Origin of the sequence: Marinomonas communis, from assembly GCF_004363305.1 — a bacterium.
Lineage (GTDB): Bacteria > Pseudomonadota > Gammaproteobacteria > Pseudomonadales > Marinomonadaceae > Marinomonas > Marinomonas communis.
In genome coordinates this window covers 99,987-113,571 of sequence record NZ_SNZA01000003.1, presented here as the reverse complement: position 1 = coordinate 113,571, position 13,585 = coordinate 99,987, and the positions used below count along the sequence as shown (strand labels likewise).

Here is a 13,585-nt window from a genome sequence, read left to right as displayed (position 1 = left end):
CCTACAAAGGCAGAATGTAGGACCGCGGTTTCCGCGGGATTTTGTTTGGGGTGCAATGCTCCCTCGCGCAGCGAGGTCCTACAGTGGTTTATTGCTACAAGAATATGCAATCCCAATGGCTATATTGACCAACATGGTGAACGATTTTCGCTCTTTTAGGGTTGGCTATAATGTACCGTGCTGTTTCGACCGTTTCTTCATTAGAGCGCATTCCCCTGTCATAGAAATTACGTTGCCACTTAACTAGGTGATGCTTGCACGTAAACTCTTTTACTACTCTGACAAGCTCAGATATTTCTTTCGAAAATGGCTGCACGAGCCAATGAACATGGTCCGGCATCACAATAAAAGCAACAGTTTTAGACCATTCTTGGTCATCACAATATTTTAACGCCTTTACCATTGCTCTAGCGCGATAAAAGTCTCCAAAATATGGGGTTCGGTTCATAGTAGCGAACGTTAAATGATAAATCGTTGAGGTGTTTGATATACGACCTTTGCGTAGCTGTGAATAACCTTTCATATTACCTCCATGTAATTTGAAGTTAGTTGTAAAGCTTATCATATCGTAGGACCGCGGTTTCCGCAGGATTTGGTTTGGGATTGCAATGCTGCTCCCTCGCGCAGCGAGGTCCTACAGTGGAAAAAAATGTAGGACCGCGGTTTCCGCGGGATTTGGTTTGAGAGCGCAATGCTGCTCCCTCGCGCAGCGAGGTCCTACAGTGGAAAAAATGTAGGACCGCGGTTTCCGCGGGATTTGGTTTGGGATTGCAATGCTGCTCCCTCGCGCAGCGAGGTCCTACAGTGGAAAAAATGTAGGACCGCGGTTTCCGCGGGATTTGGTTTGAGAGTGCAATGCTGTTCCCTCGCGCAGCGAGGTCCTACAAAGGCAGAATGTAGGACCGCGGTTTCCGCGGGATTTGGTTTGGGAGTGCAATGCTGCTCCCTCGCGCAGCGAGGTCCTACAGTGGAAAAAATGTAGGACCGCGGTTTCCGCGGGATTTGGTTTGAGAGTGCAATGCTGTTCCCTCGCGCAGCGAGGTCCTACAGGGCTATTCTACGAAATTCGTTTTAACCCGATGCGTTTGCGTTTGGCGTCGACTTCTAAGACTTTGACTTTGACGACTTCGCCTACGCGTACTTCTTCTCGTGGGTCTTTGACGAAGCGGTCGGCCAGTTGTGAGATGTGTATTAAGCCATCTTGGTGTACGCCAATGTCGACGAATGCGCCGAAGGCGGCAACGTTGGTGACGACGCCTTCAAGGATCATGTCTGGCTGAAGGTCTTCGATCTTTTCAACGGTGTCATCAAACCGGGCATATTTGAACTCTGGTCGAGGATCGCGGCCTGGCTTGGCAAGCTCCTGTAAGATGTCTTTCACTGTAAAAGCATTTTGTTCGGTTGCAACAGACGCTGTGCTGAGTTGACTCAAGGCAGCTGGATTGCCAATTAAAGAGGAGATCTCTTTGTTCACTTTTGCGGCTAGGCTTTTGACTAGGTCATAGGATTCAGGATGGACAGCCGATGCATCTAGTGCTTCGTTGCCGCCACGAATTCGTAAGAAGCCGGCACATTGCTCAAACGCTTTATCGCCGATACCTTTTACTTTCTTCAACTGACTTCGGTTGGTGAAGCCTCCTAATTGCTCACGCAAGGCAATGATGTTTTGCGCTAATCGCTCCGTTAAGCCCGATACATAGGTAAGAAGGGATACTGACGCTAAGTTCACGTCCACGCCCACTGCGTTCACACAGTCTTCAACCACTGCGCCCAGAGCTTCGCTAAGGCGATTGGCTTTAACATCATGCTGATATTGCCCCACCCCAATGGCTTGGGGGTCGATTTTAACCAGCTCCGCAAGAGGGTCTTGAAAACGACGGGCAATGGAGATCGCGCCGCGAATGGTGACATCCAAATTTGGGAATTCTTGAATCGCGACAGACGATGCCGAGTACACAGAAGCGCCGGCCTCAGAAACAATGACCGAGCGACAAGCCAATTGTTGCTCTGAAATCATCTGCTTCGCCAAGGCTTCAGTTTCCCGCGAGGCGGTGCCATTGCCAATTACCAACCATTCGATCCCATGCTTTTGAATTACTTTTGATAATATGGCGATAGCTTCATTACGTTTATTTTGTGGCGCATGTGGATACACAACACCGAACTCTAATAATGCTCCCTGCTCATCAATTGCCGCCCATTTAACCCCATTACGAAAACCTGGATCTAATCCAATAGTACGTTTTGCTCCAGCCGGTGCGGCCATTAGCAGATCTTTTAGATTGGATTGAAAAACATCAATGGCTCCTGCTTCAGCAAACTCTTTCAGTTCGTTTAATAGATCACTTTCTATCTTAGGTAAGATTTTCTCTTGCCAAGCTTTCGCTAACCAGGCTTGCTTTTCTTTGCTGGGTGTTCGTTCTTTTAACTCTGGAAACCCAAAAGGCGTTAGATAAATTGGAGCACTTAATTGATAAGGCATGCCCTCTTCAAGCTCGATAGAAAGTTTTAAAATGCTTTCTTTTTTGCCGCGAAAAAGCGCTAACAAACGATGAGGCGGACATTTTTTAATCGGTTCAGCAAAATCAAAGTAGTCTTGAAACTTTTCTCCCGCTTCTTTTTTCCCTCGCATCACCTTACTTAAAAGCTGCCCGTCTTTTCTGACTAAGGTTTTACCTTGCTGCAAAGTCATGACATTTCGAGCAAGCCGCTCAAGGATAATATCACCAGCCCCCTCTAACGCCTCAGCAAAACTCATCGCTGCTTTAAAGTCTGCCTGAAAGCGCTGAAACCGTTTCTCTGCCTGTGCTTGCCCTTCCTGCCATAGACATACAGCGAATGGAAACAGTCCTTTTTCTTCAGCTATATCTGCTTTGGTTTTACGCGACTTCTTAAAAGGTGCATAGAGATCTTCTAATTCACTTTTTGTGGCCGCATTCTGTAGTGCTCTCAATACCGAAGGCGAAGCGTCTGGGTGACCTTTTAATGAATCGATAATGCTATGACGGCGCTTTTCCAGTTCTTCTAAATAGCGTAAACGATCATAAAAACTGCGTAATGTTTCATCTAGCATTCCACCCGTTACTTCTTTTCGATAACGAGCGACAAATGGCACCGTTGCCCCTTCTTCAAATAAGGCTACAATTTTTTGAGCAGTATTAGATGAGATGGAATACTCTTTAGATAGGGTATTTAAAATAGTATTTTCTGTATTCGTCATATTATTTACTCAAATATTTAAGAGTATTCGCGCATTAAGGATTTTTTAATTAAAATTGTGATACAAGTTGCTATGAATAGCGTATTTAATGCTATTCTTACTTTAATTGGTAAGTAGGAGTTAAAGCTTACCTTTTTATGTTATCAAAGCAAAACACAGTTTTGGATGGACTTCTGTTCTGTGTTCGCGTTTCAAATGCGTTTCAGATTAATAGGGGAAACCATGAGTTTATTAGCAGAGCTAGCTGGAAACAAAGCCAAAGCACGTGCCGCAGCCAAAGAACTTAACATTGCGCAATTAGAAAACCTAATCGAAGGTTTGAACAATGCTTTAGTGAAAATGCAGGAAGACGAGCAAGCACGTCAGGCTGAAATCGAAGAGAAAGCACGCCAAGCGGCTCAAATCGCTAAAATGATCGAAGAAAGTGGTCTTACGATCGACGAGATCGCTTCACTAAGTGGCGCTCGCTCTAATCCAACAAAAGGCAAAACTGTTAAGCCTAAATACCGCATCGAGTGGAATGGCGAAACAATCGAGTGGAGTGGCCGTGGCCGCACACCAAAAGCCTTCCAAGAATACTTTGATGCTGGCAATTCTCGCGAATCTGCTGAAATCAAATAATTTTAGCATTGCTAGAAAGTCATACTTTCTATCGCTAAATAAAGTATGACCAAATAAAAAACCGACGCAGTATTATAACTAGCGTCGGTTTTTTATTATTTGGCTTTTTAGCCTGCCTACTCTGCGCTTAAGCAAGCTTAGAATAAATCAAATCCCACACGCCGTGACCTAAGCGCTCACCACGCTGTTCGAACTTGGTTAATGGACGCCATTCTGGACGAGGATGGTAAGTATTTTTACCCGCAACGTTTTCATACTGAGTCTGAGCTTCCATTACTTCTAGCATGTGCTCCGCATACGGTTCCCAATCCGTTGCCATGTGGAAAACACCACCTACTTTCAACACATTCGCTACTTGCTGTGCAAACAATGGCTGAACAATACGACGTTTGTTGTGCTTCTTCTTGTGCCATGGATCAGGGAAGAATAATTGGAAAGTCGACGCTTGGCCTTGTGGTAAGCAATCCGCCATAACTTCGATGGCATCGTGACAGTAGACACGAATGTTTTGAATTCCCGCTTCCGCTGCTAGCATCATTAATTTCGCAACACCAGGTGGGTGCACTTCGATACCAATGAAGTCTTTCTCTGGAGCGTTCTTCGCCATTTCAACCAGTGATGCGCCCATACCAAAACCAACTTCAATCACGACATCCGACTCGCGACCAAACACTTCTTGGTAATCAATTCGGCCTTGGTCTGCTTCCAAACCATAGGTCTTCCAGTTTGCATCGTATGCGCGTTGCTGACCTTCGGTCATGCGTCCACCACGGACCACAAAGCTTCGAATGGTTCGCTTTTTGATTTCAGGGTTTGTCGGTTGTTGTTCGTCTTGCATGAAATTGCCAATCTCGAGTTCAAATTTAAGGCGCGTATAGTACTAAAATCGAAAAAGAATGTCTGTTAATTCACCACTTTCTTATTCCAGCTAAGAAAGCTTTTTATCAACAAAGCCCAACCTAGCAAATACATCAGGCCACCTATCGGAGTGATAGCCCCTAAAACACGCATATCGGTTAAAGTCATCACCATCAGGGAGCCTGCAAATAAAGCATTACCTAGAGTAAACAAACGCACAGTCCAGAAACAGCGTAGACCAACAACCATTAATACGACTACAAAGAGGCTCGCAAGACTGTGGTACATCAAATACTGACAAGCTGTTTGCCACCACTGTAGTGCTTGCTCTGACACCATGGCTTTAAGTCCGTGGGCACCAAACGCGCCAGCGGCAACGGATAACAAGGCTTGTCCTGCGGCAATAGCGCCCCAGCGTTGCACGCTTATTGGTACGGTATTCACATTCGATCCTTGGGATTGTTGAAATTATTGGAAGACGTTTAAATAGCCATTGCTACCAACGGCGTAGTAGGTGTTGCCGGTACCGAATGCTAACGCCAAGACTGCTGAGCCCGTCGGACGCAAAGCATCTTTTAAATACAGGTCCCAAGAACGTAAGACATCGCCCGTGGCAACATTAACAAGATTCACTCGACGGTTTTGTTGGCCAAGCAGCAGCTGACGGTTGGACGCAGAAAATACCGCCTGACTGATGGTCACATTACGGGACTGCAATGCCCCTGTATTAACGGTACTGACCTCTGCACCGGTCAAGCCAGACCAAACTTTGGCATCACCCAATTGCGCAGCTGCAAAGACATACGCGCCATCATCGGATAATTTCACCGTAGCCACGTTATTGTCTAACTGCCATCGCTGACGGGCTTCGCCAGTCGTTAAGTCCCAAAGAATCACTTGGTAAAGGTCGTCGCCAGTTAAAGCGTACCGACCATCCGGGGTAACATCTACCGAACGAACAATGGCACCTGTGCGAAGTACATGACGCACACCACCGTTTTTGATATCAAAATAGCGAGCGGTTTGATCGTCCATGCCGACCAATGCAAAGTCGCCATTTCGAGTAAGTTTGAGGGATTTGATAGAACCAGGAGTATTCCAAAAACCAACGGATTCACCCGTCACGGTACTCCAAAGTACCATGGTGCGATCACCACCCGTGGCGGCAAAGTCACCGCTTGGGTCGATGTCGACACTGATTAAAGGCGTCGCTTGCCCAGCGATATGGTTCCAGTTGTAAACCCGCTGGGAAGGGGTATTTTTCCAATAACTACCGCCATGCTGGATAGAACCAATCAGTGCGTTTGAGCCGTTATCACTCAGCGCCGCTGAATATAAACCTTGCACCGCCATGGCACTGGTTTTAACAGGGTCATCTGCGGAACATGCCACCAGTAACGAGGCACAAAGTCCCGCCAAAACCCATCGACTAAGCGCTGTGCTCACTGTGCGCTTCGTGCAGTTCCTCAATAAGTTGATTCTCGTAAGCAAACCGTTCATCCATCAAAACACCTAAGGCTTGAAGAGCAAAAGGCAAATCCACTAGCTGTTTGTTGCAATGCTCTTTCGTGTCGTATTTGTCATTGAATTCTAGCACGATACTGGTGTTAGCCGTAATTTCAGGCATCAGCTTGTGCAGACACTGCAACGCAGAATCATCGTGGAACTCTTTCGCTTCAAGTGCTAATTGCTCGTACACCTCAAAATGACCTGTGGAAACATAGTCCACCAGCATTTCGCAAAACACTAACACTTTCGGCGTATCCGTCGGGGTGTACTCGCCAATGTCACGCAGGCTAACAAATGTTTCTACTAGTGCTTTTCTGTGCTGTAGCCAACGGTCGATGATCTCATGGACACCGCCCCATCTTTCTTGCGCAGTTTTGCAACGTTCTAACATGACTTGTCTCCTCACTACGTTCTTATTGTGGTGGTCTACGAGGCGAGATGAGTCGCCTCTTCGCTCCCTGAAACCTAGCTCTCGTCGTTCACTTTAATGAGTTTTTAGCATATTCCGATCTACATGCCCCTGCAAGAGACACTCTGACGTGTTTTGTTAACAACCTCTAGTGTTGTGTAACCGAGATCAGTGAGTCGCTAGAATCATTTTGCTTTGAGGGCAATCCAAAGGTTTACCAACGCCATGCCGACAAAAGCCACTAGCGTCCAACCAGGGATACTCAGACCTAAGAAAGTCCACACCACATCACCACATTCTCCGGTCCCCATAACCATGGCTTCAAGAATCTCTTGCCAAGGGAATACTTCGAACATATAGCTCAAGCCAGGTAGGCAAGCTGGTAGCTCTTCTGCTGGCAGGTTTTGGAGATAAAGATGACGAATCGCTAAGCCCGCCCCTAACAGGGATAACACTACAATCGGCCAAGCCAGCTTCTTATGCCAAGAAATGCTGCCTCGTAACGCAGAAATCAAAGACACAACACCGATCGCAAAAAAAGCAATACGCTGGAACATACAAAGCGGACAAGGCTCTAGGCCCATTTGATATTCCATGTAAAACGCGACGCCTAATAAAGCGAACGCAGCAAATGCAACCAAACCATGAAAACGACGTGCAGATAAGAACGCAACCATAGTGGAAAGATCCTTTTATTAATACTTAACAGTGACCAGTTCAAAGCTAGACAGTAAAATCGTCAGAAAGTGCCTTGTACTACTGCCATATAAACAAGATGAGGGGTAGTATACTCACTAATGCTGTGAATTCGAGAGAGGAACTATGAAGCACATCACGAAATTAGGACTAAGACCGTTGCTTGCCACACTGGCATGTCTGTTGGCTTTCATGACGCAACCTGCGTTAGCTGAAGACGAAGCGGCACCTGTGATGCCAAGCTATATTGAGCTAACACCAGACTTTATTGTCAACTACAACGCTTCAGGATCACGCTTACATTACATCAAGACCAAAATCAGCCTGCGAACTGACAGTGCCCGAGAAGGGGTGATTCTCGCGAACATGCCGCTGGTACGTGATGCTTTAGTTATGTATCTCAGTGCGCGCACCAAAGACCAAGTGACTGGCGCCATTGCCAGAGAAGAAACGCGTGAGCAAGCCAAAGTAGCGATTAATGAAGTGCTTAAAGAAGAAACTGGCGCTGAGCCAGTGATTGACGTGCTGTTTTCGAGCTTTGTAACACAATAAGCTGACTTTCAATTGCTGCTTAATTTCCTTCGCACAGCGAAGTCCTACAAAACCATCCAGCGCTGTAGGACCGAGCTTTGCGCGGGAACGCGGGGTAATTAAAGCTCTTGGATATCGTTAGGGTCTACATAACCCTGTAAACGATCAGTCGGTTCGTTGTTGAAGAACTTATCCATCTGCTCTAGCAAATACTTACGTGTATCCGGTTGCATCAAATTTAAGTGCTTTTCATTGATGATCATGGTTTGCAGAGCTTGCCACTCAAGCCAGGCTTGCTTTGACACTTGCGCTAAGATCTCTTGACCTTTAGCACCTGGAAGCGGCGCACGCTCTAGACCTTCTAATTCTTTCTGATACTTTTTACAAAATACGGTATTCGCCATGCCACTCTCTCATTCGTTTAACAGCTGATTCTATTACTAGGTTAATGGCGCTAACCTTACAGATTTCAAGCGGCTAGAACAATGCGCTAACCATGCCACCTACAACAAAGACAGTAACCACTTGCCAAATAGCGGGTTGTTTTGCTCGGAGCCATGCGAACGCAAGTAGCACGATGATAGCTTGCGAAATCCCAGTCACACTAGCAGGCAAAATTGGGAAAATTAATGTCGCGGCTAATAGTCCCACAACGGCAGCATTGATCGCGTTCACGGCACCTTGCACCCGTGGATAATGCCCTACTCGTTGCCAAAAATGCTGGCCTACTAACATGAGCAATAAGCCCGGTAAGAAAATCGCCAAGGTTGCCAGCAGCCCCCACAGTACCAAGTCACCTTCAGGGGCGAGTATCGCACCGATATAAGTTGCCAAGGTAAACATTGGCCCCGGTACAGCCTGTGCAGCAGAGTAAGCCGTTAACAGATGAGTGGTTGAGACAAAGTTGGCCAGTTGCTCTGACATCAAGGGCAACACCACATGGCCACCACCAAACACAAGACTTCCAGCTTGGAATAGTTGCGCCATAAGCGCTGCACCGCCGTTACCATTTATCAATACTGTCATGACAAACAGAGCAACAAATAGCCCCAAACTCATATAAGCGATATGCCGAGACACTGGCGCAGAGAAGGTTTTAGTCGGCGTATCAGCAAGCCAAAAAGCACCGACAGCTCCCGCTAGTAATACCAGCAGCAAACCACTCAAGCCAAGAGGCCAAAGTAAAACAAACACCATACTGAGCAAAGCGACTAGCCGAGTACGGTAGCTTTGACAAAACGAACGCCCCATGCCCCAGATGGCATCTAAAATCACAACGACTGCCATTAATTTTAATGCGGCCAATACCCCTTGAAACACCATATCATCGGCAAATTGGCTGCCCAGTGCGGCAAATAGGCACATCAAGACAACTGAAGGTAAGGTAAAGCCAACAAATGCCGCCACGGCACCCAAAATACCACCTCGGTGATAACCAATAGCAAAACCGACTTGGCTGGAACCTGGCCCTGGCATAATCTGACTCAGCGCCACCCACTGGGCGTATTCCGTCTCAGTTGCCCAACCTAGGCGCTCGACAAACTCTTTTCGAAAATAACCAATATGCGCTGCTGGCCCACCAAAGCTGGTGCAGCCAAGCAAAAAGAATTTCCAAAATACGCTGAAAAACATGGTCGTTATGATGTCTCTATTTAATTTGAATTGGGTCAAGTTAAGTTAGATTAACTGGCGCATGCTTTGGTGAGTCTCCAGTATCGTCCTAACGGGCGCTGGTAACCCAAGCGCCAAGGCTTGAGCACGGGAGAACCACTGGTACTTGCCTTGCTCCTGAATGGTGGTAGAAGCAGTTACCCAAAGCTCTGATGGCACGATATCTAAGTGATAGTGGCTAAAGGTATGACGGAACGATGACAGACTAATGACATCCTGCACGCTCACCTGCAACCGCTGTTCCGCTGCTTGAATAATGTCTTCGTCCTGAGCGACTTCCGGCAGGCTCCATAAGCCCCCCCAAATACCGGTAGCTGGGCGCTTCTCAAGCAATACTTGATCATCGGCCAATAACACCAGCATCTGGGTCGTTTTTACAGGCTTCGCGGCTTTCTTAGGTTTAGATTTCGGGAAGTCTGTGGGCACGCCAGTTGCCAAGCCAACGCAATCTTCCTGCAAAGGACATTCTCCACAACGGGGTTTCGAGCGGGTACAAAGCGTCGCTCCCAAGTCCATCATCGCTTGAGTATATTCACCACAGCGATCATCGGGCATGTAATGCTCAGCCAGTTCCCACATGGCGGCTTCCGTTTTACGCTCGCCAGGCCAAGTGGGCACCGCATGATAACGCGCCAATACACGCTTTACGTTGCCATCTAAAATCGCCAATGACTCGTTTCGAGAAATCGATAAAATCGCCGCTGCCGTTGAACGCCCGATGCCTGGTAGTTCGCACACACCTTCTTGGGTCATGGGAAACTCACCTTGCCAATCGTCCACTAGCTTTTGCGCCGCTTTGTGCATATTGCGGGCGCGGGCGTAATAGCCAAGCCCACTCCAATGAGACAGCACTTCATCTTGAGGCGCTTTGGCCAACGCGTATACATCTGGGAAGGATTCCATAAAACGCTCGTAATAGGGAATCACTGTAGTGACTTGGGTTTGCTGAAGCATGATTTCAGAAATCCAGACACGGTATGGGGTTTTATTTTGTTGCCAAGGAAGGTGTTTGCGCCCGTGCTGGTCAAACCACCCCAGCACTCTTGGCGCAAAGTTTTGTTTCGGAATCATCGACTACCGTTAATTAAAGAAGTTATTAAGTTTGTTCTTTAGCTTATCCTCAAGCTCTTGTTTCGCTTCCTGCTTTTTCTCATCTAATTTCTCTTGAGCACGCGCTTTTTCTGCGTCCAGTTTTTCTTGGGCGCGAGCTTTTTCTGCTTCAAGCTTAGCCTTCGCTTTGGCAATATCTTCTGCTGCAAACGCTTTAACAAAGCCTTTCACATCAGGTCGACAAAGTCCCGCTGCATCCTCTAAATAGTTGCCCTCACAGACAATCGGGAATTTAACGTTGGCGATGCTTTCACTCACAGCACAGCTTTCATCCAGACCACTGCCAACCAGCGCCACGTACGTTTCGTACTTCAGACTGTTTGTTGGTAGCGAGATAGTACCATCGCCCGTCACTCCTAGAGTCAGCGACTGCATGGTGAGTCCTGGTGTCGACACTTGACCATTGACGATTTTCGCTGGGATACGCATGGTCTCAAAAGGCGTATCATCTTGGAATGAGTCGTCATTCAAAGATTCAGTACGAGCCAACGCAATGCCTTTGCATACCATCTGGGTGTAGTTAGTACCGATCAAAGCACCGTCAGCAATGTTCACTAACAAGTCGCCATTCAAGTTGCTGATAAGGTCATCAATACGATTACCTTTAGTAGTCAGATCACCACTTAGATTGGTCGCACCACGTATTTTCTCAAGCGCCATAAAGTCATTAAGCAACGGCAGAATTTGCACGCTATCAATGCTTGGTGACACGTTAATGCGAGGCGTTTTCCCCGTTACATCTAACAGCGCTTGCACCGTTGCTTGACCATCATAAAGACTCACTTGGGCTGGCGCGACGCGTACTTTACCATTGGCTTGGGTAGAGTCCAGCTCCAGCTTGTCTAGCTGTAGATTCTTTATTTTGATGTTATCAAACGCCACACCGATATGACCGTTTAATGAGCGTACCAATTCCACTGGAATCAGATCTTGCTCAGTGCCAGTCGGCGCATCCGCTGGCGCAGCGGCTTCTTCTGCATTTTGCTCAGCGTCTGTGACTGGCGGTAAATAGCGGTCTACATCTAAGTTTTTACCCGCAATGGCAATGTCCCAATTAAGTGGATCAAGATTCACTAACGCATTGGCTTCTATGGCAGTGTCATCAAACATAATCGAGATTGGCTGCGCCTTGATTCGGTGTGCCGTGCCTTCCGCAACAATATTTAAGCTGGCTTTTTCGAGCACAGAATCGTCCGCCATTTCAGGTAGCGCAATCTTTAACTTCGACAGCACTGCTTTTGGAGAAAACTGCTCCACATCCACCACAGCATTAAACTCTGGGGCGCTAAGCACTTGGTAAGCATTCACTTGCCCTGTGATGTTCATACCCAATGTATTGATTGCCAGCCCTTCAATGGACGCGTTTTCTTGTGGCAAATCAAAATCCAGTTGCGCCACATTTAATTTCATATCCAATGGCGATACGGGCAACGTTGCGCCGCTAACAGAGCCGTTAAGCGCTAGATTGGCCAATGAGACACTTTGGCGCTCTGCAAAAAGAGTGAAGTCCGCACCGAAATCGACTTCCGCCGTCAAAGGATTAGAGCCATCCAAATTAGATTGGGTAATTTTGGCATCCAGCTCCATTGGCCAAGACTCGTCCAAGCGTACATTTTTGAATGTCACATTCGACACCACATCAGAGCGCATGCCGGTACGTTCGTCTTCGTAGATGATGTGTGCATTCACCAAAGCCAGCTCATCCAGAGCAATCTCAGGCATGGTAAAGCTACTATCGCCACTGCTGTCAGTGGTCGTGTCAGTTGAAGCGTCTGCGGTATTGGTTCCAGCAGTTTCCACTTGCCAATTTGGATGGCCGTTTTTGTCAACTTTTAGATTAGCAGTGAGGTTTTCAAGGCGTACCGTATCCACTTCAATTTTCTGTTGAAAGAGAGGCATTAGCTGAACACCAAATTCTGCTTTAGAAAAGCTCATTAATTCAGGGTCATTACCTAGTGCGACACCAAAATTCTCAAGACTCAGACCTACTCGCGGATAGATCGACCAATCAATGTCCCCATCCATCCGTAATGTTACATTGGCTTTATCTTTGGCGATTGTCTTCAGTTCATCTTTGAACTGATTTGGATCGACAAATACCAGTACATAGATAATGGCCGCTACGATCAGTACTACGAGCGCCGCCAGCAACAAACCTAAACGCTTAACCCAAACCATATTGATTCCCACCCTTGGTAATCGAGAATTAGAGGACTTTTCAAATCATAGCATCTTAATTGTCTTTTTCGATCCACCTAATAGGTAGGAAAAGCATAGAAGCAAAGCCGTGCACGTTTTATAATAGCGTTCAAATCACATTCACTGGGTTGAAAACCTGATTTAAAAAGCGGAGAGTTCCTTACATGTCCAACCGGATTGCAACCGTCGAACGCAATACGCTTGAAACGCAAATTAAAGTCACTGTGAACCTTGATGGCACAGGTAAGTTTAACTGCGAAACTGGCGTTCCTTTTCTTGATCACATGTTGGATCAAGTTGCTCGTCATGGCCTTATAGACCTTGATATTCATGCTGTTGGCGACCTACATATCGACGCGCACCATACGGTTGAAGACCTAGGTATCACCCTCGGCCAAGCATTTGATAAAGCTGTGGGCGATAAGAAAGGCATCCGTCGTTACGGCCATGCTTACGTTCCATTAGACGAAGCCCTTTCACGCGTAGTAATCGACTTCTCTGGCCGTCCAGGTCTTGAGATGCACGTACCGTTCACACGTGCCTCTGTTGGCGGTTTCGACGTTGATCTATTTTCAGAGTTTTTCCACGGTTTCATTAACCATGCAAAGGTAACTTTACACTTAGATAACCTGCGCGGGAAAAATACTCACCACCAAGCAGAAACTATCTTCAAAGCGTTCGGTCGTGCTTTGCGCATGGCATTAGAACAAGACGAGCGTATGGCAGGCCAAATGCCATCGACTAAAGGCTGCTTGTAATAG

14 protein-coding genes are annotated in these 13,585 nt (G+C 47.0%); 3 read left to right on the top strand and 11 right to left on the bottom strand.

Annotation, left to right across the window (positions count from 1 at the left end; translation table 11 throughout):
* Nucleotides 1-94 precede the first annotated feature (94 nt).
* Complete coding sequence (locus tag C8D85_RS09590; RefSeq protein WP_162847565.1) at nucleotides 95-523, bottom strand: REP-associated tyrosine transposase; 429 nt, start codon at nucleotides 521-523, stop codon at nucleotides 95-97.
* A gap of 534 nt (nucleotides 524-1,057) precedes the next feature.
* Nucleotides 1,058-3,220, bottom strand: a complete 2,163-nt coding sequence (locus tag C8D85_RS09585) for a Tex family protein (RefSeq protein ID WP_133562088.1) — start codon at nucleotides 3,218-3,220, stop codon at nucleotides 1,058-1,060.
* 222 nt (nucleotides 3,221-3,442) lie between these two features.
* On the opposite strand from C8D85_RS09585, the gene C8D85_RS09580 reads away from it, so the two are divergent.
* Complete coding sequence (locus tag C8D85_RS09580) at nucleotides 3,443-3,841, top strand: H-NS histone family protein (RefSeq protein ID WP_133562086.1); 399 nt, start codon at nucleotides 3,443-3,445, stop codon at nucleotides 3,839-3,841.
* 127 nt (nucleotides 3,842-3,968) lie between these two features.
* Here C8D85_RS09580 and trmB read toward each other — a convergent pair whose 3' ends face one another.
* The 5 genes from trmB to C8D85_RS09555 all read right to left on the bottom strand — a co-directional run bounded on the left by trmB (nucleotide 3,969) and on the right by C8D85_RS09555 (nucleotide 7,294).
* Nucleotides 3,969-4,679 carry a tRNA (guanosine(46)-N7)-methyltransferase TrmB gene (trmB, locus tag C8D85_RS09575; RefSeq protein WP_133562084.1) on the bottom strand — a complete coding sequence of 237 codons (711 nt, stop codon included), beginning with the start codon at nucleotides 4,677-4,679 and terminating at the stop codon, nucleotides 3,969-3,971.
* Nucleotides 4,680-4,744: 65 nt separating this feature from the next.
* Nucleotides 4,745-5,143 carry a DUF423 domain-containing protein gene (locus C8D85_RS09570; protein WP_228191371.1) on the bottom strand — a complete coding sequence of 133 codons (399 nt, stop codon included), beginning with the start codon at nucleotides 5,141-5,143 and terminating at the stop codon, nucleotides 4,745-4,747.
* Nucleotides 5,144-5,167: 24 nt separating this feature from the next.
* Nucleotides 5,168-6,145 carry a WD40 repeat domain-containing protein gene (locus C8D85_RS09565; RefSeq protein WP_244936983.1) on the bottom strand — a complete coding sequence of 326 codons (978 nt, stop codon included), beginning with the start codon at nucleotides 6,143-6,145 and terminating at the stop codon, nucleotides 5,168-5,170.
* The gene (gene rsd / locus C8D85_RS09560) at nucleotides 6,129-6,599 is read right to left on the bottom strand and encodes a sigma D regulator (protein ID WP_133562081.1); all 471 of its coding nucleotides are present in this window, start codon (nucleotides 6,597-6,599) and stop codon (nucleotides 6,129-6,131) included. Before rsd ends, C8D85_RS09565 begins: the two co-directional genes overlap by 17 nt.
* Before the next feature lie 203 nt (nucleotides 6,600-6,802).
* The gene (locus tag C8D85_RS09555; RefSeq protein WP_133562079.1) at nucleotides 6,803-7,294 is read right to left on the bottom strand and encodes a disulfide bond formation protein B; all 492 of its coding nucleotides are present in this window, start codon (nucleotides 7,292-7,294) and stop codon (nucleotides 6,803-6,805) included.
* Between the two features lie 145 nt (nucleotides 7,295-7,439).
* On the opposite strand from C8D85_RS09555, the gene C8D85_RS09550 reads away from it, so the two are divergent.
* The gene (locus tag C8D85_RS09550; RefSeq protein ID WP_133562077.1) at nucleotides 7,440-7,865 is read left to right on the top strand and encodes a flagellar basal body-associated FliL family protein; all 426 of its coding nucleotides are present in this window, start codon (nucleotides 7,440-7,442) and stop codon (nucleotides 7,863-7,865) included.
* A gap of 98 nt (nucleotides 7,866-7,963) precedes the next feature.
* Here the strand turns inward: C8D85_RS09550 and C8D85_RS09545 are convergent, their stop codons facing one another.
* From C8D85_RS09545 to C8D85_RS09530, 4 genes are all read right to left on the bottom strand, one after another.
* Nucleotides 7,964-8,248: an oxidative damage protection protein gene (locus tag C8D85_RS09545; protein ID WP_133562075.1), complete on the bottom strand. Its 285-nt coding sequence runs from the start codon at nucleotides 8,246-8,248 to the stop codon at nucleotides 7,964-7,966.
* A gap of 73 nt (nucleotides 8,249-8,321) precedes the next feature.
* Complete coding sequence (chrA, locus tag C8D85_RS09540) at nucleotides 8,322-9,476, bottom strand: chromate efflux transporter (protein WP_133562073.1); 1,155 nt, start codon at nucleotides 9,474-9,476, stop codon at nucleotides 8,322-8,324.
* Between the two features lie 45 nt (nucleotides 9,477-9,521).
* Nucleotides 9,522-10,586, bottom strand: a complete 1,065-nt coding sequence (mutY, locus tag C8D85_RS09535) for an A/G-specific adenine glycosylase (protein ID WP_133562071.1) — start codon at nucleotides 10,584-10,586, stop codon at nucleotides 9,522-9,524.
* A 9-nt stretch (nucleotides 10,587-10,595) separates the two neighbouring features.
* Nucleotides 10,596-12,803 (bottom strand): AsmA family protein, encoded by a 2,208-nt coding sequence (locus C8D85_RS09530; RefSeq protein ID WP_133562069.1) that lies wholly within the window; start codon nucleotides 12,801-12,803, stop codon nucleotides 10,596-10,598.
* A gap of 185 nt (nucleotides 12,804-12,988) precedes the next feature.
* Here C8D85_RS09530 and hisB point away from each other — a divergent pair, with 185 nt between their 5' ends.
* Nucleotides 12,989-13,582 (top strand): imidazoleglycerol-phosphate dehydratase HisB, encoded by a 594-nt coding sequence (gene hisB, locus C8D85_RS09525; protein WP_133562067.1) that lies wholly within the window; start codon nucleotides 12,989-12,991, stop codon nucleotides 13,580-13,582.
* The last annotated feature ends 3 nt before the right edge of the window (nucleotides 13,583-13,585 follow it).